This window comes from Neptuniibacter sp. QD34_54 (genome assembly GCF_047778055.1).
Lineage (GTDB): Bacteria > Pseudomonadota > Gammaproteobacteria > Pseudomonadales > Balneatricaceae > Neptuniibacter.
Window position 1 is genome coordinate 838,745 of sequence record NZ_CP180546.1, and the last position, 26,610, is coordinate 865,354.

General features: G+C 44.2%; 24 protein-coding genes. 17 read left to right on the plus strand and 7 right to left on the minus strand.

Translation table 11 applies throughout. From position 1 onward, the window contains the following. The first annotated feature begins 6 nt into the window (after positions 1 to 6). The 13 genes from mraY (at position 7) to ACMXYP_RS03655 (ending at position 16,768) form a co-directional block, all read left to right on the plus strand. On the plus strand, positions 7 to 1,089 hold the full coding sequence (gene mraY, locus ACMXYP_RS03595; protein ID WP_415883641.1) for a phospho-N-acetylmuramoyl-pentapeptide-transferase: 1,083 nt from the start codon (positions 7 to 9) through the stop codon (positions 1,087 to 1,089). 14 nt (positions 1,090 to 1,103) lie between these two features. Next, positions 1,104 to 2,453, plus strand: coding sequence for a UDP-N-acetylmuramoyl-L-alanine--D-glutamate ligase (gene murD / locus ACMXYP_RS03600; protein WP_415883642.1), 1,350 nt, complete (start codon positions 1,104 to 1,106; stop codon positions 2,451 to 2,453). Beyond that, positions 2,453 to 3,700 (plus strand): putative lipid II flippase FtsW, encoded by a 1,248-nt coding sequence (gene ftsW / locus ACMXYP_RS03605; protein ID WP_415883643.1) that lies wholly within the window; start codon positions 2,453 to 2,455, stop codon positions 3,698 to 3,700. Before murD ends, ftsW begins: the two co-directional genes overlap by 1 nt. Continuing rightward, positions 3,697 to 4,788 (plus strand): undecaprenyldiphospho-muramoylpentapeptide beta-N-acetylglucosaminyltransferase, encoded by a 1,092-nt coding sequence (gene murG, locus ACMXYP_RS03610; protein WP_415883644.1) that lies wholly within the window; start codon positions 3,697 to 3,699, stop codon positions 4,786 to 4,788. The genes ftsW and murG overlap by 4 nt, the downstream gene beginning before the upstream one ends. Next, entirely contained in the window at positions 4,788 to 6,236 is a 1,449-nt protein-coding gene (murC, locus tag ACMXYP_RS03615; protein ID WP_415883645.1) for a UDP-N-acetylmuramate--L-alanine ligase, read from the plus strand. Before murG ends, murC begins: the two co-directional genes overlap by 1 nt. Continuing rightward, positions 6,233 to 7,180, plus strand: a complete 948-nt coding sequence (locus ACMXYP_RS03620) for a D-alanine--D-alanine ligase (RefSeq protein WP_415883646.1) — start codon at positions 6,233 to 6,235, stop codon at positions 7,178 to 7,180. The genes murC and ACMXYP_RS03620 overlap by 4 nt, the downstream gene beginning before the upstream one ends. Before the next feature lies 1 nt (position 7,181). Next, positions 7,182 to 8,072: a cell division protein FtsQ/DivIB gene (locus ACMXYP_RS03625; RefSeq protein ID WP_415883647.1), complete on the plus strand. Its 891-nt coding sequence runs from the start codon at positions 7,182 to 7,184 to the stop codon at positions 8,070 to 8,072. After that, positions 8,072 to 9,319: a cell division protein FtsA gene (ftsA, locus tag ACMXYP_RS03630; RefSeq protein WP_415883648.1), complete on the plus strand. Its 1,248-nt coding sequence runs from the start codon at positions 8,072 to 8,074 to the stop codon at positions 9,317 to 9,319. Before ACMXYP_RS03625 ends, ftsA begins: the two co-directional genes overlap by 1 nt. Positions 9,320 to 9,410: 91 nt before the next feature. Beyond that, entirely contained in the window at positions 9,411 to 10,583 is a 1,173-nt protein-coding gene (gene ftsZ, locus ACMXYP_RS03635; RefSeq protein ID WP_415883649.1) for a cell division protein FtsZ, read from the plus strand. An 80-nt stretch (positions 10,584 to 10,663) separates the two neighbouring features. Further along, complete coding sequence (gene lpxC, locus ACMXYP_RS03640) at positions 10,664 to 11,578, plus strand: UDP-3-O-acyl-N-acetylglucosamine deacetylase (protein WP_415883650.1); 915 nt, start codon at positions 10,664 to 10,666, stop codon at positions 11,576 to 11,578. Positions 11,579 to 11,773: 195 nt separating this feature from the next. Beyond that, positions 11,774 to 14,518 (plus strand): preprotein translocase subunit SecA, encoded by a 2,745-nt coding sequence (gene secA, locus ACMXYP_RS03645; RefSeq protein ID WP_415883651.1) that lies wholly within the window; start codon positions 11,774 to 11,776, stop codon positions 14,516 to 14,518. A 70-nt stretch (positions 14,519 to 14,588) separates the two neighbouring features. Next, positions 14,589 to 15,809, plus strand: a complete 1,221-nt coding sequence (gene argJ, locus ACMXYP_RS03650; protein ID WP_415883652.1) for a bifunctional glutamate N-acetyltransferase/amino-acid acetyltransferase ArgJ — start codon at positions 14,589 to 14,591, stop codon at positions 15,807 to 15,809. Then, positions 15,809 to 16,768 carry a Nudix family hydrolase gene (locus ACMXYP_RS03655; RefSeq protein WP_415883653.1) on the plus strand — a complete coding sequence of 320 codons (960 nt, stop codon included), beginning with the start codon at positions 15,809 to 15,811 and terminating at the stop codon, positions 16,766 to 16,768. Before argJ ends, ACMXYP_RS03655 begins: the two co-directional genes overlap by 1 nt. Here the strand turns inward: ACMXYP_RS03655 and ACMXYP_RS03660 are convergent. The 5 genes from ACMXYP_RS03660 to pilB are packed head-to-tail and all read right to left on the minus strand — an operon-like array spanning position 16,746 to position 21,393. Beyond that, positions 16,746 to 16,973 (minus strand): DNA gyrase inhibitor YacG, encoded by a 228-nt coding sequence (locus tag ACMXYP_RS03660; protein WP_415883654.1) that lies wholly within the window; start codon positions 16,971 to 16,973, stop codon positions 16,746 to 16,748. The genes ACMXYP_RS03655 and ACMXYP_RS03660 overlap by 23 nt on opposite strands. Beyond that, a complete protein-coding gene (coaE, locus tag ACMXYP_RS03665) occupies positions 16,970 to 17,575 on the minus strand; it encodes a dephospho-CoA kinase (protein WP_415883655.1) in 606 nt (201 codons plus the stop codon). Before coaE ends, ACMXYP_RS03660 begins: the two co-directional genes overlap by 4 nt. A 3-nt stretch (positions 17,576 to 17,578) precedes the next feature. Continuing rightward, a complete protein-coding gene (locus ACMXYP_RS03670) occupies positions 17,579 to 18,427 on the minus strand; it encodes a prepilin peptidase (protein ID WP_415883656.1) in 849 nt (282 codons plus the stop codon). A gap of 13 nt (positions 18,428 to 18,440) precedes the next feature. Beyond that, complete coding sequence (locus tag ACMXYP_RS03675; protein ID WP_415883657.1) at positions 18,441 to 19,661, minus strand: type II secretion system F family protein; 1,221 nt, start codon at positions 19,659 to 19,661, stop codon at positions 18,441 to 18,443. Positions 19,662 to 19,677: 16 nt separating this feature from the next. Further along, entirely contained in the window at positions 19,678 to 21,393 is a 1,716-nt protein-coding gene (gene pilB, locus ACMXYP_RS03680; RefSeq protein WP_415883658.1) for a type IV-A pilus assembly ATPase PilB, read from the minus strand. Between the two features lie 243 nt (positions 21,394 to 21,636). Here pilB and ACMXYP_RS03685 point away from each other — a divergent pair, with 243 nt between their 5' ends. After that, positions 21,637 to 22,158: a pilin gene (locus tag ACMXYP_RS03685; protein WP_415883659.1), complete on the plus strand. Its 522-nt coding sequence runs from the start codon at positions 21,637 to 21,639 to the stop codon at positions 22,156 to 22,158. A gap of 172 nt (positions 22,159 to 22,330) precedes the next feature. Then, positions 22,331 to 22,672 carry a hypothetical protein gene (locus ACMXYP_RS03690; protein WP_415883660.1) on the plus strand — a complete coding sequence of 114 codons (342 nt, stop codon included), beginning with the start codon at positions 22,331 to 22,333 and terminating at the stop codon, positions 22,670 to 22,672. Between the two features lie 84 nt (positions 22,673 to 22,756). Here the strand turns inward: ACMXYP_RS03690 and nadC are convergent, their stop codons facing one another. Further along, positions 22,757 to 23,602, minus strand: a complete 846-nt coding sequence (nadC, locus tag ACMXYP_RS03695) for a carboxylating nicotinate-nucleotide diphosphorylase (protein WP_415883661.1) — start codon at positions 23,600 to 23,602, stop codon at positions 22,757 to 22,759. Positions 23,603 to 23,703: 101 nt separating this feature from the next. Between nadC and ampD the strand changes: the two genes are divergently transcribed. Beyond that, a complete protein-coding gene (gene ampD / locus ACMXYP_RS03700) occupies positions 23,704 to 24,249 on the plus strand; it encodes a 1,6-anhydro-N-acetylmuramyl-L-alanine amidase AmpD (protein ID WP_415883662.1) in 546 nt (181 codons plus the stop codon). Position 24,250: 1 nt separating this feature from the next. Here ampD and ACMXYP_RS03705 read toward each other — a convergent pair whose 3' ends face one another. Continuing rightward, entirely contained in the window at positions 24,251 to 24,958 is a 708-nt protein-coding gene (locus tag ACMXYP_RS03705; RefSeq protein ID WP_415883663.1) for a 16S rRNA (uracil(1498)-N(3))-methyltransferase, read from the minus strand. Positions 24,959 to 25,153: 195 nt separating this feature from the next. Between ACMXYP_RS03705 and ACMXYP_RS03710 the strand changes: the two genes are divergently transcribed. Further along, positions 25,154 to 26,551, plus strand: a complete 1,398-nt coding sequence (locus ACMXYP_RS03710; protein WP_415883664.1) for a DUF4856 domain-containing protein — start codon at positions 25,154 to 25,156, stop codon at positions 26,549 to 26,551. The last annotated feature ends 59 nt before the right edge of the window (positions 26,552 to 26,610 follow it).

A 26,610-nucleotide genomic window follows, 5' to 3' on the forward strand; every position in this document is an offset into this window, starting at 1 on the left:
AAGGCAATGCTACCACTGCTGGCAGAATTTTTATCGGAATATTACAGCGGCTTTGCTGTATTTCAGTACCTAACCCTACGTGGGATTTTGGGTGTATTAACAGCATTGTTGATAGCTTTGTGGGTCGGCCCTCATATGATCAACAAACTACGTAGTAATCAGATTGGTCAAGCGGTACGAGATGATGGTCCTCAGACGCATTTGAGCAAAGCAGGTACACCAACAATGGGTGGTGCTTTGATCCTAGTTGCAATTGCGATTAGTACCCTTTTATGGAGTGATCTGACTAACCCTTATGTGTGGATTACGTTGGGCGTGACGCTAATTTTTGGTGCAGTGGGTTGGGTCGATGATTATCGTAAAGTGGTTGAGAAAAATCCGAGAGGATTACCTGCTAAGTGGAAGTATCTGTGGCAGTCAGTAGGTGGTATGGGTGCGGCAGTATTACTCTATTGCATGGCTTCCACACCTGTTGAAACAGAACTTCTGATTCCATTCCTAAAAGATGTGTCGATTGATCTCGGTATCTTCTTTATTGTCTTTACCTACTTTGTAATTGTCGGTAGCTCCAATGCGGTAAACCTTACTGATGGCTTAGATGGTCTAGCTATTTTGCCAACCGTAATGGTAGCTGGAGCATTAGGTGTATTTGCATATCTGTCCGGTAACATCAAGTTTGCTGAATATCTGTTGATCCCTTACGTACCGGGTTCTGGTGAGCTGATTATATTCTGTGGTGCCATGGTTGGTGCTGGTCTTGGTTTCTTGTGGTTTAACACTTATCCAGCTCAAGTGTTTATGGGTGATGTCGGTGCCTTGTCTTTGGGTGCTGCGCTTGGTGTTATTGCCGTTATCGTCCGTCAGGAATTTGTACTGTTCATTATGGGCGGTGTGTTTGTGGCTGAAACCGTGTCAGTAATTTTGCAGGTGGCATCGTTTAAATTAACAGGTCGCCGTATCTTCCGTATGGCGCCTTTGCATCACCATTTTGAATTGAAAGGTTGGCCAGAGCCTCGTGTAATTGTTCGTTTCTGGATCATCACAGTAGTTTTGGTGCTGATTGGCTTGGCATCTCTGAAAATTCGTTAAGGTAAAGTTTGAGCATGAGTTTAATCGCCAGCGATAAATTAAAAGTAGTCATCGGTTTAGGTCAAACCGGGCTGGCATGTGCGCGCTATTTGGCGTCTAAAGATGAGCGTTTTGTCGTTGTTGATAGCCGAGAGAATCCTCCAGGCATGGATGAGCTATCAACAGAGCTTCCTGACGTTAAACTGATTTGCGGGCCTTTTGATGCTGAACTACTGAGTAGTGCATCAGAATTGATTTTGAGCCCTGGTGTTGCACAAAGTGATCCTGCTATTCAAACGGCAGTAAAAGCGGGCGCGAAGTTAAGTGGTGATATTGATCTTTTCTGTAATGAGATCAGTGCACCTATTGTTGCGATTACCGGTTCAAATGCTAAAAGTACGGTCACTACCTTAGTGGGTGAGATGGCTGCTGCTGCCGGTTTAAATGTTGGAGTGTGCGGGAATATTGGTACGCCTGTACTCGAGATGTTAAACGAGCCTGAAAAAGATCTGTATGTTATCGAACTATCAAGCTTCCAGTTAGAAACAACCAATGATCTTCGAGCAGCAGTTGCAACTGTACTCAATATTAGTCCTGATCATTTAGATCGTTATGATTCTATGCAGGGTTATTATCAGGCTAAACACCGGATTTTCCGCGGAGCTAAAAAGGTCGTTGTTAACCGTGATGATGCACTGACAATGCCATTAATGCCGAGTGGTGTTGATCAGCTTGCTTACCACTTAGGTAAACCTGATCTGAAAGTCTTTGGTTTGATTGAAGAGAAGGGTGAAACCTGGCTTGCCGTTGGTCTGGACAAATTAATACCTGTATCTGAGTTAAAAATACGTGGTAGCCATAACATGGCTAATGCGCTTTCTGCGTTAGCTTTAGGCCAGTCTGTTGGCTTGCCAATGGATGCGATGCTAACGGCTTTAAAGGACTTTGCGGGCTTGAAGCATCGTTGCCAGTGGGTAGCTGAAAAAGCCGGTATTGAATACTACAACGATTCCAAGGGCACTAACGTTGGTGCGACTGTTGCTGCGCTGAACGGTTTAGGAAAAACCCTATCTGCAGATCAACGTATTGTGTTAATTGCTGGCGGTGTTGGTAAAGGTGCTGAATTCTCTGAATTAGCTGAACCTATGCAGCAGTTCGCAAGAGCATTGATCTATATCGGTGAAGATGGACCACGTTTAGCTGACAGTTGTGAAGGCGTAATCAAAGAATCAGCGAACGATATGCAAGCTGCTGTTGCAAAGGCGCAAGCTCAAGCGAAGGAAGGAGATATTGTTCTGCTTTCACCTGCCTGTGCGAGCTTTGATATGTTCTCTGGTTTTCCCGCTCGTGGTGATGCTTTTATTGATGCGGTGGAGGCCCTTTAATGATCTCTTTGGCGATGACAAACATTAAGCAGAGGTTTGAGGGGTTAATTCCTTCGCCTCCGCCTGTTTGTGCGTCACAAAGAGTGTTGCCATTTGACCCTTGGGTACTGGCCTGTTCAGTTGCTTTGGTTCTAACGGGTTTTGTAATGATTAGCTCTGCATCTTTAGATGTGGCGCTAAAAAATAACGGTACAGCGTATTTTTACGTTATTCGTCAGTTCATATTTATCATGTTGGCGATGATTGGTGCTGTGGTTGTTTGGAATATCCCAATGCGCTTTTGGGAGAAGACCGGGCACTGGTGGATGTTGGCTGCCGGTGTCTTATTGATTTTGGTACTGATCCCTGGCGTAGGTAAAGGGGTAAATGGTAGTCATCGTTGGTTACCTTTAGGTCCTTTAAATCTCCAGGCATCTGAAGTCGCTAAGTTCTGTATGGTGATGTACATGGCTGGCTACTTGGTGAGACGCTTGGATGAAGTGCGTAGCAGCTGGAAAGGGATTGCGAAGCCGACTCTACCTCTGGGTATTTTTTGTGTGCTGCTTTACTTCGAGCCGGACTTTGGTGCCTTAGTTGTCCTGATGGGGACAGTTATGGGCATGATCTTTTTGGGGGGGATGCGCTTTTCCCAATTCTTGATGGTGATCTCTGGTGTAGTTGGTCTGTTGGTCGCTGTTGTGGGTTTGCAGCCTTACCGAGTAGCTCGACTCCAGAGCTTCTTAGATCCATGGTCCGATCCTTTTGGAACTGGGTACCAGTTATCGCAGGCTCAGATCGCTTTTGGTCGTGGTGAATGGTTTGGAACAGGGTTAGGTAATAGCGTTCAAAAGCTATTTTATCTGCCAGAAGCTCATACTGACTTTGTGTTTTCAGTATTGGCAGAAGAGTTAGGTTTTATCGGCGCGATCGCTTTGATCTTGGTTTATGCCGTATTAATCGTGAATATTTTCCGTATTGGTCGGCGAGCTGAAAAGGTAAAATCCTTTTTTTCTGCTTATGTCTGTTACGGCTTTGCAATTATCTTTGCAGGGCAAGCGTTGATCAATATTGGAGTGAATGTTGGCGCTTTGCCTACAAAAGGTTTAACGCTTCCTTTGGTGAGTTACGGTGGAAGTAGTTTGTTAGTGAGTTGTGCCATGTTGGCCGTTATTTTAAGAGTTGACTACGAATTGAAATTAGCTGGGAAAAAACAGCCAGATGCTGAAGCTAAAGAACGTAAATCAAAAAATCAGGAGGCTGCTGCATGAGCGCTTCTGATAAAAAAGTAGCTTTGATTATGGCTGGTGGCACTGGCGGCCATGTATTCCCTGCATTGGCCACTGCAGAGAAACTACAGGAACAAGGTATTCATGTTGAATGGTTGGGCTCTCGACACGGAATAGAAGCTGATTTGGTACCTGCAGCAGGATTAAAACTGCACTCTATTGAAGTAAGAGGTTTAAGAGGTAAAGGCAAGTTAAGCCTTCTTTTGGCTCCATTTAAACTGTTGATCGCTTTATGGCAGGCGCTATCGGTTGTTCGTTCTGTTAAGCCTGATGTTGTATTAGGTATGGGCGGTTTTGCATCTGGCCCAGGTGGTCTTGCTGCGTGGTTGTTAAGGATACCGTTGATTATTCATGAACAGAATGCTGTTGCTGGAATGACCAATAAGGCGTTGTCTAAGTTAGCTAAAAACGTTCTGGAAGCATTCCAAGGTGCATTTAAAAGTGGCCTAACGACTCAAACTGTGGGTAATCCGGTACGCGGAAGTATTTTGAATTTACCTGAACCTAAAGAGCGTTTTTCTGATCGTGAAGGACCTTTGCGTCTTTTGGTTGTAGGTGGAAGTTTAGGCGCGAAAGCGATTAATGATCTTCTGCCTGAAGTGCTTGCTGATTTACCTATGGAACAACGCCCAGAGGTTTGGCATCAGGCAGGAAAACGAAATATTGAAGAAACTCAGCAGCGTTATGAAGCGCTGGGCGTAACTGAGTGTAAAGTTGTGCCCTTTATTGATGATATGGCGGAAGCCTATAGTTGGGCAGATGTAGTTTTATGTCGTGCAGGTGCTTTAACTGTAAGCGAATTGAGTAATGCAGGTGTGGCATCTGTATTAGTGCCTTTCCCTTATGCGGTTGATGATCACCAAACTAAAAATGCAAATTATCTTGCTGAGAGAGATGCTGCGATATTAATTCAGCAGGCGGATCTTAATAAAGAAACGCTGACAGCATTATTAACAGAACAATTAAATCAACGAGACACGTTGATGGAAATGGCGAATAAAGCGCTATCACTAGGTAAACCTGAAGCAAGTGATGTGGTAGCAAATGTTTGCCTTGAGGCAATGAAGTAATGAAACAACAAAATGCTTTCACTCGTTATGAAATACCAGAAATGCGCCGTATTAGCCGAATTCATTTTATCGGTATTGGTGGTGTGGGTATGTGTGGTATTGCGGAAGTATTGCTGAATCAGGGATATCAGATCTCAGGTTCAGATATTAAAGTGTCCGCGACAACTCAACGCCTAGAAGGCTTGGGGATGAACATCTTTATTGGACATGCCGATACCAATGTTTCAGGTGTGGATGTGGTTGTTGTCTCCACTGCGGTTAACGAAGAAAACCCAGAAGTGAAAGCTGCGCGTGAACAGCGTATTCCGATTGTTCGTCGTGCTGAAATGTTGGCTGAATTGATGCGCTACCGTCACGGTATTGCTGTAGCTGGCACGCACGGCAAAACAACGACGACAAGTCTGTTAGCTTCCATCTTTGCTGAAGGCGAGCTTGATCCAACATTTGTGATTGGCGGTCGACTGAACAGTGCTGGCACCAACGCCAAAATGGGTACGAGCCGTTATCTTGTGGCAGAGGCTGATGAAAGTGATGCTTCATTCCTTCACTTACAGCCTATGGTTGCGATTGTTACAAACATCGATGCGGACCATATGGAAACTTATGAGAATGACTTCTCTAAGTTGAAGAAAACATTTGTGGAGTTTCTACATAACCTTCCGTTCTACGGTCTTGCGGTTATGTGTATCGATGATCCTGTTGTAAGGGAAATCCTTCCGGAAGTTAGTCGTCCAGTGCTGACTTACGGTGTAGAGGAAGATGCTGACTACCGTGCTGAGAATATCAGACAAGAAGGTATGTACACCCGTTTTACCGTTAAGCGCCCAGGGGACTTTGCCGATCTAGAAATCTCACTGAATATGCCGGGCCATCACAATATGTTGAATGCCTTAGCGACGATTGCTGTGGCTACCGATGAGGGCATTAGTGATGAAGCAATCTGCACAGCATTAACTAAGTTTGAAGGCGTTGGTCGTCGTTTCCAAGTTCTGGGGGACGTGCCTGTCAATGGTGGTAGCGTTATGTTGGTTGATGATTACGGTCACCACCCAAGAGAAGTTAATGCCGTTGTTAAAGCTATTCGTGAAGGCTGGCCAGATAAACGTTTGGTAATGATTAATCAGCCTCATCGTTATAGCCGAACTCGTGATTTGTATGAAGACTTTGTGGAAGTACTTTCTGAAGCAGATGTGTTGTTACTTCTAGAAGTCTACGCCGCGGGTGAAGAGCCAATCGCTGGCGCTGATAGCCGCAGCTTATGTCGAAGCATTCGTCAGCGTGGTCGTATAGATCCGGTATTTGTTAGCGATAAAGACACCGTTGCAGATGTGCTGAAAGATATTTTGGAACCAGGTGATCTATTACTGACTCAAGGTGCGGGTGATATTACAGCGCTTGCTCATCAGCTAAAACAGGCCAACCTTGTAGCCGATAAGGAGGAAAAATGAGTTATCAAATTGATGCTCAAATGAAATCCGACTTCGGACGAGTTGCGGTTATTTTTGGTGGTAATTCATCTGAGCGTGATGTTTCTCTCAAGAGTGGTGCTGAGGTTCTAGCTGGACTACAACGAGCAGGTGTCGATGCATTTGGTATCGATCTCTATGGTCCTAATGGCGATCAACAACCGTTACAACAGCTACAAGAAAATCACTTTGATCGTGCCTTTTTGATTTTACATGGCCCTGGTGGTGAAGACGGTACCTTGCAAGGTGCGTTGGAAATGCTAGGCAAACCATACACCGGAAGTGGCGTGGCAGCTTCTGCAATCGGTATGGATAAGTTAAGAACCAAACAGGTGTGGATAGGCGCTGGCTTACCGACTCCAACCTTTGCGACATTCAACGGTGAGTTTGAGGTTGATGACATCGTTGAGCGTCTGGGTTTACCGATGATTGTTAAGCCTGCGCACGAAGGTTCCAGTATTGGAATGAGTAAAGTTGCCAGTGCTAGTGAACTAGAAACAGCATTGGAAACAGCCGCTGGTTTTGATCGTAGTGTGATCGCAGAAAGTTGGATGGGTGGCGACGAGTATACCGTTGCGGTGCTTGATGGTTCTGCATTGCCTCCTATTCAGCTAGTCACGCAGCACGAGTTTTATGACTTTGATGCAAAATATCTAGCGAACGATACGCAGTACAAGTTCGATCATGGTTTGTCAGAGGGCAAATTAACATCCCTGAAACGTCTAGCTGAACAAGCATTTGCTGCGGTTGGCTGTAAAGGCTGGGGGCGTGTAGATGTGATGCAAGATCAAGATGGAAACTTCCAACTATTAGAAGTTAATACGGCTCCGGGTATGACTGATCATAGTCTTGTGCCTATGGCTGCGCGAGAGCAAGGGATTAGCTTTGATGAGTTGGTCGTTAGAATATTAAAAACGGCCCAATAATATGAACCTTTTGCGATTTTTTCGACAAGCTGAAGCGTTGGAGGAGCAAGAAGTAGAACTTGCTAAGCCGCGCGGTGCGAGTCGTGAAAAGATCGCTATAGAAGAACCTGTAAAAGGGAAAACGGATAAAAAAAATCCTAAAAAGGATGGCCTGGTAAATAACGATTCTGAGTTTTGGTGGAAACCATTTTGGACGTTATCTTCGCTGGTTATTTTTATCGGCGTTTTATGGGGTATTGCTCATAACTTATGGCAGTGGCTGGATCGTCCGGTAACGAGCGTAGTGATTGAAGGTAAAACCCAGCATTTGGACCGAGAAAAGTTAGGGAAGATTATCGCTGGTGACCTAACAGCGAATCTATTAGAGGTTGATATTGAATCGGTTCAATCATTAGTAAGTGAACAACCGTGGGTCAGGGTCTCCTCTATTCGACGAGATTGGCCCGATACCTTGCTGGTTGAAGTTGAGGAAGAGGTGCCGGTTGCTCGTTGGGGAGAGAGGGGATTGTTGAACCATCAGGGCGATATATTTTGGCCGGAGCTTTCTAAAGAGTATCGGAGTTTACCTAGATTGAGTGGGCCTGCTCCAGATACTGAAAGGGTCATGTCACAGTTCCATGATTTTAATCAGATGCTGAAGCCGATGGGGCTGAGTGTTGTTGCACTGGATTTAGAGGCTCGTGGTGCCTGGACAATAGAATTAGATAATCAAATCAAAGTGGTTGTAGGTCGAGAGGCGATTAATGCGCGTTTACAACGCTTTTTGACTTTGTATAAACAACGATTGGCTGCTCAAGCGGCTGATATTGAATCAATCGATATACGTTACACCCATGGGGTGGCGGTGAAATGGCGGGAAAAACCCGAAAGCGAAATGCAGGATAAAACATAATGAGTGGTTCGATGGAAAACAATATGGTTGTTGCGCTTGATATCGGGACCTCAAAGGTACTGTGCCTTGTAGGGGAGATCGGTATTGATGGTGCCATCGAAATTATCGGCATTGGCTCGCATCCATCTCGAGGTCTGAAAAAAGGCGTTGTAGTGAATATCGAATCAACAGTGAGCTCGATTCAGCGTGCGGTTGAAGAGGCTGAGTTGATGGCTGGCTGTAAGATTCACTCTGTGGCTGTTGGTATCGCAGGTAGTCATATTAATAGCCTGAATTCTCATGGAATTGTGGCTGTTCGTGATCGAGAAGTGACTGAGTATGATCTAGAGCGAGTGATTGATGCTGCGCGAGCAGTGGCAATCCCTGCTGATCAGAAAATCTTACACATTTTGCCTCAAGAGTATGAGATCGATAGCTCAGAGGGGATTAAAGAGCCTTTGGGTATGTCGGGCGTGCGTTTAGAAGCGAAGGTGCACCTTGTAACTGGTTCAGTGAATGCTGCTCAGAATATTGAGAAGTGTGTTCGCCGCTGTGGTCTAGAGGTAGATAACTTAGTTCTAGAGCAATTAGCTTCTAGTTATTCAGTTTTGACTGAAGATGAGAAAGAACTAGGTGTTTGTATGGTGGATATCGGCGGTGGTACCTCTGATATCTCTATTTTTACGGGTGGTTCTATTCGTCATACCGCTGTAATCCCGATAGCTGGTGATCAAGTGACCAACGATATTGCGATGGCTTTGCGAACACCTACGCAGCACGCAGAAGAGATCAAAGTTAAATATGCCTGTGCTTTAGCGCAGCTCGCTACAGGTGAAGAGACCGTTAAGGTGCCTGGTGTTGGTGATAGGCCTGCTAGGGATCTTTCTCGACAGTCGTTAGCGGAAGTGGTTGAGCCCCGTTACGAAGAGCTGTTTAGCCTGATTCAGGCTGAGTTGAGACGCAGTGGTTTTGAAGATCTAGTTGCTGCAGGCATCGTGCTAACAGGCGGAACCTCGAAAATGGAAGGTGCTATTGAATTAGCTGAGGAAATTTTCCATATGCCGGTTCGCTTGGCGACACCTCACGGTGTACGTGGGATGGAAGATATTTTAAGTAGCCCTATATATGCAACAGGTATGGGGCTTCTGCAATACGCACAACAAGATCATGTTGGTGCTGTTGAGCAAGACGTCGAGCCAGAAGTCGTTGTTGGTTCGCAAAAGAGTGTATTAGACAAGATGAGAGCTTGGTTTCAGAACAACTTCTGAACAAGCTGAAGGTTTTTAGATTTATAGCAGCAAAAGTAGCGTGCTGCTTTATTAGGGGATAGTGCTTGGCAGGGCACTAAAGGAGCTAACAATGTTTGAACTGTTAGATAGCGTTCCGCAAAATGCCGTTATAAAAGTTATCGGTGTTGGTGGTGGAGGCGGAAACGCTGTAAAACACATGGAAAGTGGTGACCTAGAAGGGGTGGAATTTGTTTGTGCAAATACAGATGCGCAAGCGCTTTCATCTATGGCGTCCCAAAAAGTTATCCAGCTTGGTAATACGCTAACCAAAGGCCTAGGCGCGGGTGCAAATCCAGAGGTTGGTCGTCAGGCAGCCATGGAAGATCGGGATCGCATTGCAGAAATGTTGCAAGGTGCGGATATGGTGTTTATCACGGCTGGTATGGGCGGTGGTACAGGTACGGGTGCCGCTCCTATCGTAGCCGAAGTAGCTAAAGAACTCGGGATTCTTACAGTCGCGGTAGTGACAAAGCCTTTCCCATTTGAAGGCCGTAAGCGAATGAGTATTGCTATTGAAGGTATCAAAGAGCTTCGCGAAAGCGTTGATTCCCTCATTATTATCCCTAACGAAAAACTGATGCAGGTACTAGGCCGTAATTGCAGCCTTTTGAATGCATTTGAGTCTGCCAACGATGTTTTGAAAGGGGCTGTTCAGGGTATTTCGGATCTTATTACGCGTCCGGGTATGATCAATGTCGATTTTGCTGATGTGCGGACTGTTATGTCTGAAATGGGCATGGCGATGATGGGTACTGGTGGTGCACGTGGTGAGAATCGAGCTGCTGAAGCTGCAGAGAAAGCGATCAAGAGTCCACTGCTTGATAACGTAGATCTGAAAGGCGCGAGCGGTATCTTGGTCAATATCACTGCCGGTATGGATCTCAGCTTAGGCGAATTTACAGAAGTAGGTAATCAGATTGAAGAGTACGCATCTGAAAATGCCACGATTGTTATCGGTACAGTTATTGAACCTGAGATGACTGACGAACTCAAAGTGACAGTTGTTGCTACGGGTTTGGATAAGCCAGAAGAAACGGTTCGCCCTGTTTCTGGCGGAATGCAAAAAGTGGATGGAAGTTTAGACCTTGAGCAGATCGATCTGCCAACGGTTTTGCGTCGCAAAAAAAATGAGGCGCTTGACGGGCCGGCTGAGCCTGAAAGTGAGTTGTTAAAATCAACAGGTACTGAGAGCGAGTCCGCTTATTTAGATATTCCTACTTTTCTGCGCAAACAAGCGGATTAATTGGAATGTCCTTTCTAAAAGGGCGATTATTTGTTAGTATCTCGCGCTAGAGTGGCCTATTTTATTTTTTGGCAGATAGCATGATTAAACAGAGAACATTAAAAAACAGCATTAAAGCAACAGGTATTGGTTTGCATACGGGTCAGAAAGTTTATCTGACGTTGAAACCTGCGCCAGTAAATACCGGTATTGTTTTCCGTCGTACTGACTTGGATCCAGTTGTTGAGATCCTTGCGCACGCGCACAATGTTTCTGATACAAAACTGTCAACCAACCTGGCTAAAGATGGCGCGCGTATAGCGACTGTTGAGCACCTACTTTCTGCAATGGCTGGCTTAGGTATTGATAATGCCTTTGTTGAGTTAAGCGCAGAAGAAGTTCCAATTATGGATGGTAGTGCTGCGCCGTTTGTATTCTTGATCCAGTCGGCAGGCCTAGAAGAGCAGAATGCTCCTAAAGAATTTATCCGTATTAAGAAAGAAGTAACGGTTGAAGCTGATGGCAAGTCAGCGACGTTCAAACCGTTTGATGGCTTTAAAGTGGGCTTCAAAATTGATTTTGAACACCCTGCATTTGAAGGCCGTAACATGGAATCTTTCCTAGACTTCTCTAGTACTTCTTTTGTTAAAGAAGTTAGCCGTGCGAGAACCTTTGGTTTTATGAGTGACTATGAATATCTTCGCTCTCAAAACCTAGCATTAGGTGGTAGCTTTGATAATGCGATCGTAGTTGATGATTACCGTATTCTTAATGAAGACGGCCTTCGATATGACGATGAATTTGTGAAGCATAAAGTGCTGGATGCGGTGGGTGATCTGTATCTACTAGGTAAGAGCTTGATCGGTGAGTTTTACGGAAACAAATCAGGACATTACCTAAACAATCGTCTATTGCGTGAGTTATTGGCGCAAGAGGATGCTTGGGAAGTGGTGACTTTCGAAGATAATGAAGAAAGCGCACCTATCTCTTATCAGAAGCCAGTGTTAGCGGTCTGATTGATAGACAGAATTAAGAGCCGAACTTTTATAGTTCGGCTTTTTTTTTCTATTTTTCTATCTTTTTTCCATATTTTTTTTATTTCCCCTTTTAGATTCATTTTCTGCCCCCAATAAAGGTAGAATGCTGAGTTAATTTTTATCCGCTAATCGAGCGGACTACAGGTTTTAGACTTCACAGGTATAAGTCGAGATATGCTGACAGGACTGTTTAAGAAAGTTTTTGGTAGTAAGAATGATCGCGAATTGAAGCGCATGGGTAAGATCGTAAAGGCGATCAATGCGTTGGAAGTAGATCTAGAAAAACTAACGGATGAAGAGCTAAAAGCTAAAACGGTTGAGTTCCGTCAGCGTCTTGAAGATGGCGCGACTTTGGAACAGATCCTTCCTGAAGCTTTTGCTACGGTAAGAGAAGCATCAAAGCGTGTTATGGGTATGCGCCATTTTGATGTTCAGCTTATTGGTGGTATGACACTGAATGATGGCAAAGTTGCCGAAATGCGTACGGGTGAAGGTAAAACCCTTGTAGCAACATTAGCCGTATATCTAAATGCACTGCCTGCTGAAGGCGTTCACGTAGTCACAGTGAATGATTACCTAGCAGAGCGTGATGCTGAATGGATGCGCCCTCTTTATGAATCTCTAGGCTTAACGGTAGGTGTTGCGCTTTCTGGTCAAAATCCAGAAGTGAAACGTGCTGCCTATGCTTGTGATATCACTTACGGTACAAACAACGAATTTGGCTTTGATTATCTTCGCGATAATATGGCATTCAGTACTGCTGAGAAAGTACAGCGTGGCTTTAATTTTGCCGTAGTCGATGAGGTTGACTCCATCCTAATCGACGAAGCACGTACGCCTTTGATTATCTCAGGTCCAGCTGAAGATAGTTCTCAGTTATACATCACCATTAATGAGTTGATTCCTTCGTTAGAGAAATTCGATGGTGAAATTGATCCTCAGGACGAAGAGCAGGAAATTAACGAGCACTTCGTTGTTGATGAGAAAAACCGTACGGTTGAACTGACTGAAGCGGGTCATACTGCTGTTGAAGAGATGCTGGCGCAAAAAGGTCTTCTGAGTGAAGGTGATAGCCTGTATGCACCTCAGAACCTTAACCTGCTGCACCACGTGCTAGCGGGGTTGAGAGCGCATAACTTATTCCAACGTGATGTTGATTACATTGTTCAGGGCAATCAGGTTGTGATTGTCGATGAGCACACGGGTCGAATCATGGAAGGCCGACGTTGGTCAGAAGGTTTGCACCAAGCGGTAGAAGCAAAAGAGGGTGTATCGGTTCAGAATGAGAGCCAGACTTTTGCCTCAACCACATTCCAGAACTACTTCCGTCTATACGACAAACTGTCTGGTATGACGGGTACGGCGGATACGGAAGCATTCGAGCTGCGTCAGATTTACGGTTTAGATGTTGTTGTAATTCCAACCAACAAAGCGATCGCTCGTAAAGATGAGAATGATCTGGTTTACCTGACGGTTGAAGAAAAGTACGAAGCTATTATCAAAGAGATTCGTGCTTGTCAGGAAGCTGAACGTCCAGTACTGGTAGGTACAGCGTCCATCGAATCATCTGAGTTAATCTCTTCATTACTGAAGAAAGAAAAAATTACGCACAATGTATTGAACGCAAAGAACCACGGTGGTGAAGCGTCAATCATTGCTCAGGCAGGTCGTCCAGGTGCTGTGACTATCGCGACTAACATGGCTGGTCGTGGTACCGATATTGTGTTGGGTGGTAAGTTAGAGGCTGAACTAGCTGAACTTGATAACCCATCTGAAGAACAAGTTGCTGAATTGACGGCTGCATGGCAGAAGCGCCATGAACAGGTATTGGAAAATGGCGGTCTACATATTGTAGGTACTGAACGTCATGAGTCTCGTCGTATTGATAACCAGCTACGTGGTCGTGCAGGTCGTCAGGGCGACCCAGGTTCATCTCGATTCTTCTTGTCACTAGAAGATGATTTGATGCGAATCTTCGCTTCTGATCGTGTAAGACAGTTGATGCAAGCGCTAGGTATGGAGCGTGGTGAAGCTATCGAGCATAAGATGGTAAGCAATGCGATTGAGAAAGCGCAGCGTAAAGTAGAAGGCCGTAACTTTGATATCCGTAAGTCATTGCTTGAGTATGATGATGTAGCTAATGATCAGCGTACAATCATCTACGAGCAGCGTAATGATTTGATGGCAACTGACGATATCTCTGAAACAGTTAATTCTGTTCGTGAAGAGGTTGTCGCGAATAAATTTAGTGAGTTTGTTCCGCCGCAGAGCCTTGAAGAGCAGTGGGATATTCCGGGTCTTGAGAAGGCATTGGAAACTGATTTCTCCATTAAAATGCCTATCCAAGAGTGGCTAGATCAGGATGATTCATTACATGAAGAAACCCTGCATCAAAAAGTTCAGGATACAGTGCTAGAGGTTTATCAGCAGAAAGAAGCGCAAGTGGGCGAATCTACAATGCGTAACTTTGAGAAGCAGGTTATGCTTCAGGTGCTAGATACTCTGTGGAAAGAACACCTACAGACAATGGATCACCTGCGACAGGGTATTCACCTTCGAGGTTATGCACAGAAGAACCCTAAGCAGGAATACAAGCGTGAATCTTTCCACCTATTCCAAGAATTGCTGGAAAATATCAAGCGTGATGTCATTCGTATTCTAAGTCATGTGCAAGTTCAGCAGCCAGAAGATGTTGAAGCGATGGAGCAGCAGCGTCGTGAGCAAGCTGAACGACAGCAGATGGACTTTAAACATGACAATAGCTCAGCTATGTCGGGTGAAGAGGGTGAAAGTTCCAATGCTGAAGAGCAAGCTCAGCCAGAAACTTTCGTTCGAGATGGCCGTAAAGTAGGTCGTAACGAACCATGTCCATGTGGTTCAGGTAAAAAATACAAGCAGTGTCACGGTAAGCTTTCGTAAGAGTGAACTGTTTATTGGTCAACACAGAAAGCAGCTTTTAAGCTGCTTTCTGCATCTTAGGAGACAGAAAATGGCAGTCGGGCCAGCTACATTTCCAGAAAAAATGCACCCAGTTGCAGGGTTTAAATTAGGAACAGCTTCTGCAGGTATTAAAACTCCAGGTCGAAAAGATGTAGTGCTGATGGAGTTGTGTGAAGAAGCTACTGTCGCAGGCGTTTTTACTTTGAATGCTTTTTGCGCAGCGCCGGTGCAGATTTCTAAAAAACATTTAGACGCTGCAGCAACGCGATATTTTATCGTTAATACAGGCAACGCTAATGCGGGTACTGGTGAGGAAGGTTGGAATGATGCTATTACAACCTGTGAAGAGGTCGCTAAGCTTTGCGATTCGGGTGTTGAGGCAGTTCTTCCTTTTTCCACTGGTGTTATCGGTGAAAAGTTGCCTGTAGAAAAATTAGTTTCAGCTTTGCCTGCAGCTAAAGAGGTGCTATCGGAATCAGGTTGGGATGAGGCTGCAGAAGGCATTTTAACCACTGATACACGAATCAAAGGCGCTAGCCGTCAATTTGAGTACCAAGGCAAGGTTGTAACTTTGACTGGTATATCAAAAGGCTCAGGCATGATTAAGCCAAATATGGCAACAATGCTGGGCTATGTGGCAACAGATGCGCAAGTTGATGCTGATTTATTGAAAGTGCTACTTACTGATACAGCCAATTGCTCCTTTAACCGTATTACGGTTGATAGTGATACATCTACAAATGATTCTTGTATGTTGGTTGCGACTGGGAAATCAGGTGTATCAGTTTCTGCGGAAGATCGTTCCCTACTAGCCTTATTCAAAACTGAATTGACACAGCTTATGCAAGATTTGGCGCATGCGATTGTACGTGATGGCGAGGGTGCAACTAAGTTTGTGACAGTAAAAGTTGAGTCAGCTAAGACGCAGCAGGAAGCTTTGAAGACGGCTTTTGATATTGCTCACTCTCCTCTAGTTAAAACGGCTTTATTCGCTTCAGATCCAAACTGGGGGCGTGTATTGGCGGTAGTTGGGCGTGCCGAGATAGAAAATCTAGATCTTAATGCGTTAGAGATCTATTTAGGCGATGTTTGTATCGTTAGTAAGGGTGGAAAAGACGCTACTTACACTGAAGAAGCTGGTCAGGCGGTTATGGACCAGGAACAGATTCTAATTCGAGTCGTACTTAATCGTGGTGACGTGTCAGAGACGGTATGGACTACGGACCTTTCCCATGACTATGTCAGCATCAATGCGGATTACCGTAGCTAATGGCTAATAAGGTTGTTCATGTCGCAGCGGCTGCTATCTGGAATAGTAAGCGTGAGTTGCTGATTGCGAAACGTCCTGATGATAAACATCAGGGCGGTTTGTGGGAGTTCCCCGGTGGTAAGGTTGAGTCAGGGGAAGCTGTGCTTGATGCTTTAAGCCGTGAGCTTGATGAAGAGCTGGGGATCAGACTTACCCAAGCAGAAAAGCTGATAGAGGTTCCTTATCATTATCCTGATAAATCAGTTTTACTCGATGTTTATAGTATTACTGAATTTGAGGGAGAGCCTTGGGGTAAGGAAGGGCAGCCAGTACGTTGGGTGAAGCTTGATGAGTTGGATGGCTATGAGTTCCCTGCTGCAAATAAACCGATCTTGGATGCCTGCCTTTTACCGAAATCACTTGCTATAACGCCATATCTTTCAGATCTTCAACAGCTTGAAGTATCTATTATGCGAGCAATAAAGGCTGGAGCTGAAGGTGTTGTCCTTCGAGCTCCGCTGTTTGAGGCTGATTCAGTAGCATTGGATAAAACAATTGATTTCATCAATGCTCAAATAGATGCGGCCTCTGTAAGAAATGTTTTCTTTACGGTAAACACTACGGTAGACATTGCGAATAAGTTGGCTCTTGATGCAGTTCATCTTTCAGTGAGTAATCTGGAAAAGTTGAATCATAGAGACGAGTTCACTGGGCGTTGGCTGGGTGCGTCTTGTCATAATGCTGATGAACTGTCCGAAGCGATAGCTAAAGGGGTCGATTACATAATGCTGTCACCAGTACAGCATACGCAATCGCACCCTGAGGTAGAGCCATTAGGTTGGAAGGATTTTTCCGAATTAGCTAAGTCTAGCTTGGTGCCTGTTTTTGCGTTGGGTGGCATGGATAAAGGCGATTTAGTTCTCGCTGTGGAGAATGGTGCGCAAGGTATTGCGGCAATTAGTGCATGGTCGGAGGGATAGGCTGATCTTTATCAATCTGTTCTTCCGTTTCACCGCTACTAAAATCGCTAGCAGCTTTTGATTCAGGTATTGAATATTCTTCGCTTGCCCAAGCGCCTAAATCAATCATTTTGCAACGTTCACTACAGAAGGGTCTAAAAGGGTTGCTGCTGTCCCAAGCTTGCTCTTTGGAACAGGTTGGGCATTTTATTTTTGGACTACTCATTTCTTTTTCTCTTTTGTAGCTTCACTAAGCTCTGTGTGTAGCTTGATAACCTGATTTTCCAAGCTTTCTAAATCAGCATTGTTATCGATGATAATATCTGCTTTTTTGAGTCTTTCTTGGCGGGGCAACTGGGCGGCCATAATTGCTTTGATCTGTTCTTTGCTAGCGCTATCGCGCTTAACAGTTCGAGCTAATTGTAACTCTTCTGATGCATCAACAACGATTACAGTCTCAACTAATTCGTGTTGGTCTGTTTCTAATAAGAGAGGTGAGGACAGCACTGCATAACTACTTGCAGCATCATGTAATTGCTGTTTGATGCTATGGCGAATAATTGGGTGTAATAGCTGCTCTAGCCAGGTTTTGGCTGTTTTGTCGCTGAATATTATTTTGCGTAAAGCTGTACGATCTAAATCGCCACTCTCAGTGATAATATGACTGCCGAAGTGTTCGGATATCTTATCTAGAGCCGGCTCACCTTTAGCGACAACTTCACGAGCGACTACGTCAGCATCAACAACCGTGATTCCAAACTTTTGTAAGCGGTCAGTTACAGCGTTTTTACCTGAGCCTATGCCGCCAGTGATACCAACAATATGCATAAATCAGATTCTTATAAGTTGAAGGTAAATTGTCGTCAGCGTATCGCCCCAGATCAGTGCTATCCATCCTGCAATTGCGAGATATGGGCCAAATGGAATAGGGGTTTGAGATGAATGTTTTTTAAACAGCATCATACCTATACCAATTATCGCACCGACTAATGAGCTTAATAGAATAATCAGTGGCAATTGATATATACCTGCCCAAGCGCCTAGAGCTGCAAGCAATTTAAAATCACCATACCCCATACCTTCTTTGCCAGTTAGTAGTTTAAATGCCCAGTAGATTGACCATAAGCTTAGGTAGCCTGCCATAGCGCCATAGACCGCATGTTCAAGAGATGCAAATCCCCCAAAACTGTTGACGAATAAGCCTAACCATAGCAAGGGAAGGGTTAAACGGTCAGGTAGAAGTTGATGATCAATATCTATAAATATCAGGCAAACAAGCACCCATGTCAGAACAACTATGCTTAATCCAATAAGGTTAAAACCGTAAACATAGACAGCATACGCAGAGCAGACTGCAGTAAATAGTTCTACAAACGGGTACCGAAAAGGGATATGCAGCCCACATGATGAGCATTTCGCGCGAAGGAAAATCCAGCTGAGAATAGGTATGTTTTCATACCATCGGATTTTGTGTTGACACTTAGGGCAAGTGGATGCTGGTACTGATAGGTTATAAGGCTCTTGATCGATCTCTTCTTCAGCAGATACCTCTCTCTCCCATTCCCTTTGCATCATAATGGGTAAGCGATGAATGACTACATTAAGAAAGCTGCCAACACATAGAGAAAATAAAAACGCGCAGGCGATAGCCCACGCGGGATCAAAAATAAGTGTATTCATTCAGTTCTTATCTTTATACAACTTGACCAAGCTGGAAGATTGGGAGATACATGGCAACAACAAGCCCACCAACGAGAACGCCAAGTACAGCCATGATAAGAGGCTCTAAAAGGCTTGATAAATTATCAACTGCATTATCGACCTGCTCTTCATAGAAGTCTGCTACCTTTTCTAGCATCATTTCAAGAGAACCGGCTTCCTCACCTATGGCGATCATCTGGATCGTCATGTTTGGAAAAACGCCTGTCATGGTAACTGCGTTTTGCAAGGATTGACCTGTAGATACGCCGTTCTTAATTTGCAAGATAGCATCACGGTAAAGAGCGTTACCTGATGCGCCAGCAGCGGAATCCAGAGCATTGACCAATGGAACGCCGGCGGCAAAGGTAGTCGATAATGTTCGAGCAAATCGTGCAATAGAAGCATTATGAAGAATTTGCCCTATAACCGGTATTTTGAGAATAGCTTTATCCACACTATCTCTAAATTTGGCTGATTTTTGTCGAGCTTTTTGGAATGCAAAACCAAATGCTGCTGCAGCGATTAAAACTATCCACCACCATTCTTGAGCAATTTCAGAAAGGTTTATCACAAACTGTGTGAATGCAGGTAGTTCTGCTCCAAAGCTCTTAAATACATCCTCAAACTGGGGAACTACTTTAACGAGAAGGATCGCAGAAACGATTATGCCTACAATTACTACTGCAGTAGGGTAGGTAAGTGCCTTTTTGATCTTCGCTTTTAGGGATTCTAACTTCTCTTTATATGTCGCGATGCGATCTAGCATCGCGTCTAATGCGCCAGACTGTTCACCAGCGTTTACGAGATTGCAGTAGAGATCGTCGAAGTGCTGAGGATGTTTGGTCAAAGAGGTCGAAAAGTCGGTGCCGCTATTCACATCATTCTTGATTTCATAAACGACATCTTTCAACTTCTGTTTCTCTATACCACCAGCGGTAATTTCAAGACCTTGAAGTAAAGGAACCCCGGAGCGCATCATAGTCGCCATTTGACGGGTAAAGAAGGCTATGTCCACGGGCTTAATAGGTTTATTTTTTGCGCTAAATAATCCCGCGGAGCGTTCTTTAGCTATGCGTGAGGTTAAGATTCCTTGCTTACGCAATTGCGCTTTAGCTGCAGCAGCAGTCGAAGCATCGATTTTGCCTTTGCTTTTGTTACCGCTTTTGTCTTTCCCTTGCCAGGTGAAAGTACTAAGCTTGGCTTCTTTAGCCATAAATTAATTCCCGTTATCAGGTCTTGATGACACGATTCATCTCTTCAAGACTTGTGATTCCTTCAGCGACTTTCTTCAATCCCGAGCGTCTTAAACTCTGGAAGTTTTGTGTTTCAGCTACCCTAAGTATATCCAGAGAGTTGCCATTCTCCATAATAACTTCAGCAATTTCTGGTGACATAGGTAGCATTTCATAGATACCGACCCTTCCTTTGTAACCTCGGTTGCATTTACTGCAACCATCATGATTAGGTTCAAATAGAGTTAAATCATTAATTTCTTCGTCAGTAAACCCTTCTTCCTTGAGAGTTACTTCTGGTAACGTTACCGGGCGTTTACAGGCTTCACATAGGCGTCGACCTAATCGTTGAGCAATAATAAGACTTACAGAGGTCGCAATATTAAATGCTGGTACGCCCATGTTTCTCAATCGAGTCAGTGTTTCTGGCGCACTATTGGTGTGAAGTGTTGATAAAACCATATGACCCGTTTGGGCGGCTTTAATGGCTATTTCAGCTGTTTCCAAATCTCGGATCTCACCAACCATTACTACATCGGGGTCTTGGCGAAGGAATGCACGAAGTGCTTCAGCAAAATTAAGTCCGACTTTAGCATTTACATGTACTTGGTTAATCCCTTCTAAATTGATCTCTACAGGATCTTCTGCAGTGGAAATGTTTCGTTCTTCTGTATTGAGAATGTTAAGACCTGTGTAAAGACTAACCGTTTTACCGCTACCTGTTGGACCTGTTACTAGCACCATTCCCTGCGGTCTGTGCAGAGTTGTTAGGTATAGATCTTTCTGGAAATCAGCAAAGCCTAATGCTTCTACGCCCATTTTTGCGCTGCTAGGGTCAAGAATACGAAGTACAATCTTTTCACCCCAAAGTGTCGGAAGTGTATTTACACGAAAATCGATGGCCCGTTTTTTAGATATTTGCATTTTGATACGGCCATCTTGGGGGACACGCCGCTCGGAAATGTCCATTTGGGACATAACTTTTAATCGTGCGGAAAGTCTAGCTGCTAGATTAGATGGTGGTTTAGCAACTTCTTGTAGAATGCCATCAATCCTGCTTCTGATTCGATAGCTTTTTTCATAAGGTTCGAAGTGAATGTCGGAAGCGCCATTCTTTATTGAATCTAGAAGAATCTTATTGATAAATCGGACAATAGGCGCATCTTTGGTAGCGTCTTCTTCACTCTCTTTTTCTTCTTGGTCAGGCGCTGACCCATCAGAGATCTCCAAATTATCTAAATCACTATCTTCTAACTCATCTAAAGCTGAATCCTGACCTTCTAAGAAGGTTTCAATAGCTCGTGTGAGTTTATCTTCTTCAACAATGATCGCTTCAGTGGTGATACCACTTTGAAATTTGAACTCATCTAAGGCTTGAATATTTGTAGGATCAGAAATCGCTACGAATAGACGGTTGTCACGTTTTTGCAGAGGGAGTGCATGGTGCTTAGTGATCAGAGTGTCGTTGATTAAGCCTTGAGGCAAACTGTTTAGATCTAATGCATCGAGATCTAAAAGTGGCATGCCAAACTCTTCAGATGCTGCCGCTGCCGCACGGTATGCACTTACTAATCTTTGCTCAATGACGTAGGAAATGAAGGTTTGTTGTTTTTCTCTTGATTGTATAGAAGCATCTGCAGCAACTTCTGCAGAACAAACGCCTTCGTTGACTAGTCGTTTGGCAAGTCCGCTTAGTGGTTGACTAGGTTGCAAAGTTTGGCTCCCTTCTATTCCCTGAATGCTATTTTATATGACTGTATGTTTATGAAAAAAGATTAGTTCATAATGAGTTATAGTGCACTTGAACCATAAAATAGCATTTGCATGAAGATTTGAAAATCCGCACTATACTGAATGTAAAAGAAATTCGGATAGGTCACTGGCGCGTTTTGAAAAATGCGCTACAATCAAAGGACTTGGTTGATACCAAGGATTTTTATTCGCTGGAGAAATAAAATGAAAAAAGTACAACAAGGTTTTACCCTTATTGAATTGATGATCGTAGTTGCGATCATCGGTATCTTGGCAGCTATCGCATTGCCTGCTTACCAAAGCTATACAATTAAAGCACGTATGTCCGAAGTTATTCTTGCGGGCAGTTCCTGTCGTACAACTATTACAGAGGTGACTCAGAGTGCAGATGAGCTTCCAGGTGCTGGTGAGTGGGGCTGTGAGGTAGCTGATAATGGTGGTACGCTTTACGTAGATGGTATCGCAACCAGTGCTTCTGGTGGTGTAGCAGTACAAGCCCGCGCTATTGATGCGGCCACTGTGGATGCGGGATGGGTTTTCTTAACTCCTAATGGTGCTGCTGCAGGTCAAACAATTCAGAGCTGGGATTGTGGTGCTGACCCTGCTAAGCTGATTTTCCAATACCTACCGGGATCTTGTAAAGATGATCAGGTTAGTGCTGCTGCACTAACTTACAACTACGATGGTGGTACTCCTGCTGACGTAACAACTGGTCCAGATGCATAATGTAGGTTAATCAGTTTCAAAAAAGGGCTATTTATTTAGCCCTTTTTTGTTTTTCTTCCAAAAGATTTACCCTTCCTGTCCAATATTTATTCTTTACTTTCTAACTATTTCGCTCTATCTGTTTGAGTGGTAATCTTGCTCACTAATGTTAAGCAATAAATGATTTCTCTCGATGAAACGAAACATAATAATTATTCTAATCGCTGCCTGCGTTGGTGTGACTTGGTATATCGCTAATACGACTGAAAGACTTACCCCTCAAATTAAAAGCGCAGCAGAAAACGCTATCCTCGAACAGTCTGAGTTTCCTGCACGTCCTGTGTGGTGGCATGATGATTCTGTAATGGCTGTTGGTATTGTTCCGGGCAGCGTTAATCCTCACCATGCGGCATCTAAGGCTTGTGAAATCATTAAAGCCAAAGGTGTCACAACTGCCATTGTAGAGATCTATGATGTGGTGAAAATCCAGAAAGAAGATGATTGGGATCAGCTAGCGGCAGATAGCTGTCAGTAAGCTTCTATTTCAGAGTGTGATGTTGAATATAAAAAAGGCTGCGTCAATGCAGCCTTTTTTGATGTTGATGCCATGAAAAATAGATTAATCTTCAATTAGGCGCATTGATAGATCCACTGCTTGACAGTGTTTCGTAAGTGCACCAATAGAGATGTAGTCTACGCCGGTTTCAGCGATAGGGCGTAAGGTTTCGTCAGTAATGCCACCAGAGGCTTCAAGCTTGGCAATGCCGCGAGTTAGTTTAACAGACTCTCGCATCGCTTCTAGCGAGAAGTTGTCCAGCATAATGATGTCTGCGCCAGCTTCTAGTGCTTGATGAAGCTCTTCCATCGTTTCCACTTCAACTTCGACAGGCTTTCCTGGCTCATTTGATTTAGCTGTGGCAATTGCGGCGTCGATACCACCACAGGCCATAATATGGTTCTCTTTAATCAAGAAAGCGTCGAATAATCCGATGCGGTGGTTGAAGCAGCCACCACAGGTTACGGCATACTTCTGTGCAAAGCGAAGGCCTGGAAGCGTTTTGCGAGTATCCAGTAGTTTTACCGTTGTGCCAGCTACTTTGTCCGCGTAGAACTTACTAACAGTAGCTGTGCCTGAAAGCGTTTGTAGAAAGTTTAAAGCCGCGCGCTCTGCTGTTAGAAGGTTTCTTGCAGAACCTTTGGCCCAGAAAAGTACTTGGTCGCGTTGAACGATGTCACCATCATCAACTTGCCAGTCTAGCTCTAGTTCAGGGTCTACTTGGCGAAAAACTTCATTTACCCAGTCGACACCACAGACAACTGCTTCTTGGCGGCTGATGATGCGAGCTGTTGCGGTTTGTTCAGCAGGAATAAGTTGTGCGGTAATATCGCCACTGCCTATATCTTCCTGTAAAGCGTAACGAACGGCGTCTGGGATAAGGTGCTGAATTTCTGCGCGGGTCAACATAGTCGGTCCTGATTGAAAATGTGTGAGGCTTGGCTTTTACAAATGGGCCTCTGATAATATGCAGATTCTATCGAAATAGATCTAGAGCGGGTAGGGTATAAATGAATATTGCAGGTCAAAACTGGCACAAAGGGGTAGAGGTTGTGCCTTCGCCGAATTTTAATGAGCGCCCAGACTCTAACGAGATTTCGTTGTTGGTTATCCACAACATTAGTTTGCCTCCGGGTAAGTTTGGTGGTGGCTACATTCAGCAATTTTTTCAGAACAAGTTAGACGTAACGATCGATCCTTTTTTCGAAGAGATAAAAAACCTTCAAGTATCTGCTCATTTCCTAATTGACCGAAGTGGTCATGTTGTCCAATTTGTGCCAACTGGCTGTAGAGCTTGGCATGCTGGCGTATCTATCTTTGAAGGTAGAGAAAATTGTAATGATTTTTCGATAGGCATCGAGTTAGAAGGAACGGATATAGATCCTTATTCGGATGATCAGTACAGCGCTTTAGCTACCCTTACCCAGCAGTTACGCGATATCTATCCAAAAATAGAACTGGATAGAATCGTTGGGCATTCTGATATAGCCCCAGAGCGTAAAACTGACCCTGGTCCAGCATTTGACTGGCAAAGATATCGAAAACTATTGGACTAATTTAGACTGGGAATAGTTTAGCGAGCAAAACCGGCACTGCATTTTCAACTCTTAAGATGCGCTCACCAATATGGATTGATTTGAATCCGCACTGATTTAGTTTATCGACTTCGTATTCTATAAAACCACCCTCAGGACCAATGGCTAAGGTTGTTGGAATAGATTCGGGTGTTGAGCATCGTTCTGCATTATAGGGATGGGCAACTAAAGCACGCGTATTTTGCGCGATCTCTGGTAGTTCATCTTCTACAAAAGGCTTGAAGCGTTTACGTAAATGAACTTTCGGCATTATTGTATCGCCAGCTTGTTCCAAACCAAGCTTGAGCTGTTCTTCTACTTGATTAAGTATTGGTGTGCTCCAATAGCTTTTATCTACTCGATAAGAATTAATCAGATAAAGTTCTTTCACACCCATCGCGGAGACAGTTTGTAGTATCCGTTTAAGCATTTTAGGTCTGGGTAGGGCCAATATTAGGGTTAGAGGTAATGCTGCAGGAGGCTCTTTTTCTAGAGATACCTTTAGGGTTACAGACCTGTTATTGAGTTCTAATACTTCTCCTTTGCCTAGAGCTCCATTGAGAAAACCTACATTCAGTAGGGCTCCAATCTCTGGTTTTTGTATTGAGCGAATATGTTCAAAGCGATGATCTGTTAGAACCGCAGTGTCGCTCGCAACAAAGTCAGCTTTATTAATTAGTATTAGATTCATGGGGTTATCAGGTACAGGGAAGAAACTGAAGTGTACCGGTCTAGGGTATTTAAGGCTAATTTTAACCCTAATCAAGAAAATAGATGTTTATCTAAATGAGAATGTTTATCTGTAGCGTTATCTTTTGGAGTGTGGTACCTTTGCGCCATCTTGTATAAGCGATCAATATTCTGTGAATCCATGAAGGGGGTTTCTGTGAAGCTTAAAGTTCTTGTTGCTAGTGTTGCTATGGTTACTGCGCTAGGTGCTAATGCGGCTCAAAATTACGACAATTTCCCTGTAACTCTAAAAGGTTACAACGGTGATGCTACTAATTCTGTTGCGTATACGGGTCAGGCTGCACGTCAGGTTCTTCACACTTCTTTGAAAAAATTGGCAGGCCAAGGTAACGGTCAGCCAAACGCTGAACTTAAAGCAAAAATGCTTGCTTACTACGAAGGTAAAGACGCTGGTCGTGAGATCCTTTCTCCGGCAACTAAAGGCGGTTTCGTAGTTGCAGAGACTTCTGTAGACGAGATCTCCAAAGGTAAGAACCTATCCGGTAAAACGTTCAAAGGTGCTGTACCAGGCTGGCCAGGCAACATGACAGGTCCTGAAGTAATTACTTTCATGATCGAGAAAGCTGCAGCTTCTGACAAAGGCTATGACCCTCTAACAGGTTACGACTACCGTCAGCTTATCTCTAAGTTCGCAATGGGTGCAGTATTCTACAACCAAGCTGTAGATAACTACCTAGATGAAAAGCTAGATGCTGACAAAAAGCCAAACAACAAGCCTTACAAAGAAGGTAAACATTACACAGGTAAAGAGCACGCTTGGGACGAAGGTTTTGGTTACTTCGGTGCACCAGCGAATACGCTTAACCTGACAGCAGAAGATGTTTACAACATCGCTAAGCAGAAAGAAGGTGCGCTTGCTAAAGCTGACTTCAACAAAGACGGTAAAGTATCCCTTTACAATGAGATGACTTACGCTCACGCATATTATGCAGCTGGCTTCGATAAGGGCGGTAAAACAACGTACCTGCACAATATCATGCAAGCTTTCGTTGATGGTCGTCAGCTGATCACAGATGCTAAAGGTGAAGCACTAACTGACAAGCAGCGTACAGAGCTTAAAGCTCATGCAGCGACTATCGCTGATAACTGGGAAATGGTTATCGCAGAAGCTGTATTCAAATACGCAGGTTCTACTTACAAAGACCTTAAAGAGATCAACAAGCTGGTTGAAACTAACGGTGATGTTGCTCCTGCATTCCGTGCTTACGCTAAGCACTGGGGTGAGTTGAAAGGTTTCGCACTAGCACTTCAAACAGGTAATAAAAACCTTGGTGAAACAGCTGTAAAACTTAACCGTTTGATCGGTTTCAGCCCTGTATTGCTGGGTAATACGCAAGTTGTTGGTCTAGACGACAAAGGTAACTACATCCAAGCGTCTTCTGGCGACATGAAGCAGTACATGCTACACATGCTTAAAGTTCAGCAGTTGATGGTTGATCAGTTTGGCGTTAAAGCGCGTAACAAAGATGTTCTAGGTGACATGGGCGCTCTAGCTGACAAACTAGGTTCTGGCGGTTACGTAGAAAACGACTAATTCGCTACAGAGCAATTGATAAAAGCCAGCCTTGCTAACAGGGCTGGTTTTTTTGTATT

Excerpts from the sequence above, each read along its gene's own strand:
- mraY (WP_415883641.1), top strand. The coding sequence starts at position 7 with ATGCTACCACTGCTGGCAGAATTTTTATCGGAATATTACAGCGGCTTT.
- murD (WP_415883642.1), top strand. The coding sequence starts at position 1,104 with ATGAGTTTAATCGCCAGCGATAAATTAAAAGTAGTCATCGGTTTAGGT.
- ftsW (WP_415883643.1), top strand. The coding sequence starts at position 2,453 with ATGATCTCTTTGGCGATGACAAACATTAAGCAGAGGTTTGAGGGGTTA.
- murG (WP_415883644.1), top strand. The coding sequence starts at position 3,697 with ATGAGCGCTTCTGATAAAAAAGTAGCTTTGATTATGGCTGGTGGCACT.
- murC (WP_415883645.1), top strand. The coding sequence starts at position 4,788 with ATGAAACAACAAAATGCTTTCACTCGTTATGAAATACCAGAAATGCGC.
- ACMXYP_RS03620 (WP_415883646.1), top strand. The coding sequence starts at position 6,233 with ATGAGTTATCAAATTGATGCTCAAATGAAATCCGACTTCGGACGAGTT.
- ACMXYP_RS03625 (WP_415883647.1), top strand. The coding sequence starts at position 7,182 with ATGAACCTTTTGCGATTTTTTCGACAAGCTGAAGCGTTGGAGGAGCAA.
- ftsA (WP_415883648.1), top strand. The coding sequence starts at position 8,072 with ATGAGTGGTTCGATGGAAAACAATATGGTTGTTGCGCTTGATATCGGG.
- ftsZ (WP_415883649.1), top strand. The coding sequence starts at position 9,411 with ATGTTTGAACTGTTAGATAGCGTTCCGCAAAATGCCGTTATAAAAGTT.
- lpxC (WP_415883650.1), top strand. The coding sequence starts at position 10,664 with ATGATTAAACAGAGAACATTAAAAAACAGCATTAAAGCAACAGGTATT.
- secA (WP_415883651.1), top strand. The coding sequence starts at position 11,774 with ATGCTGACAGGACTGTTTAAGAAAGTTTTTGGTAGTAAGAATGATCGC.
- argJ (WP_415883652.1), top strand. The coding sequence starts at position 14,589 with ATGGCAGTCGGGCCAGCTACATTTCCAGAAAAAATGCACCCAGTTGCA.
- ACMXYP_RS03655 (WP_415883653.1), top strand. The coding sequence starts at position 15,809 with ATGGCTAATAAGGTTGTTCATGTCGCAGCGGCTGCTATCTGGAATAGT.
- ACMXYP_RS03660 (WP_415883654.1), bottom strand. The coding sequence starts at position 16,973 with ATGAGTAGTCCAAAAATAAAATGCCCAACCTGTTCCAAAGAGCAAGCT.
- coaE (WP_415883655.1), bottom strand. The coding sequence starts at position 17,575 with ATGCATATTGTTGGTATCACTGGCGGCATAGGCTCAGGTAAAAACGCT.
- ACMXYP_RS03670 (WP_415883656.1), bottom strand. The coding sequence starts at position 18,427 with ATGAATACACTTATTTTTGATCCCGCGTGGGCTATCGCCTGCGCGTTT.
- ACMXYP_RS03675 (WP_415883657.1), bottom strand. The coding sequence starts at position 19,661 with ATGGCTAAAGAAGCCAAGCTTAGTACTTTCACCTGGCAAGGGAAAGAC.
- ACMXYP_RS03685 (WP_415883659.1), top strand. The coding sequence starts at position 21,637 with ATGAAAAAAGTACAACAAGGTTTTACCCTTATTGAATTGATGATCGTA.
- ACMXYP_RS03690 (WP_415883660.1), top strand. The coding sequence starts at position 22,331 with ATGAAACGAAACATAATAATTATTCTAATCGCTGCCTGCGTTGGTGTG.
- nadC (WP_415883661.1), bottom strand. The coding sequence starts at position 23,602 with ATGTTGACCCGCGCAGAAATTCAGCACCTTATCCCAGACGCCGTTCGT.
- ampD (WP_415883662.1), top strand. The coding sequence starts at position 23,704 with ATGAATATTGCAGGTCAAAACTGGCACAAAGGGGTAGAGGTTGTGCCT.
- ACMXYP_RS03705 (WP_415883663.1), bottom strand. The coding sequence starts at position 24,958 with ATGAATCTAATACTAATTAATAAAGCTGACTTTGTTGCGAGCGACACT.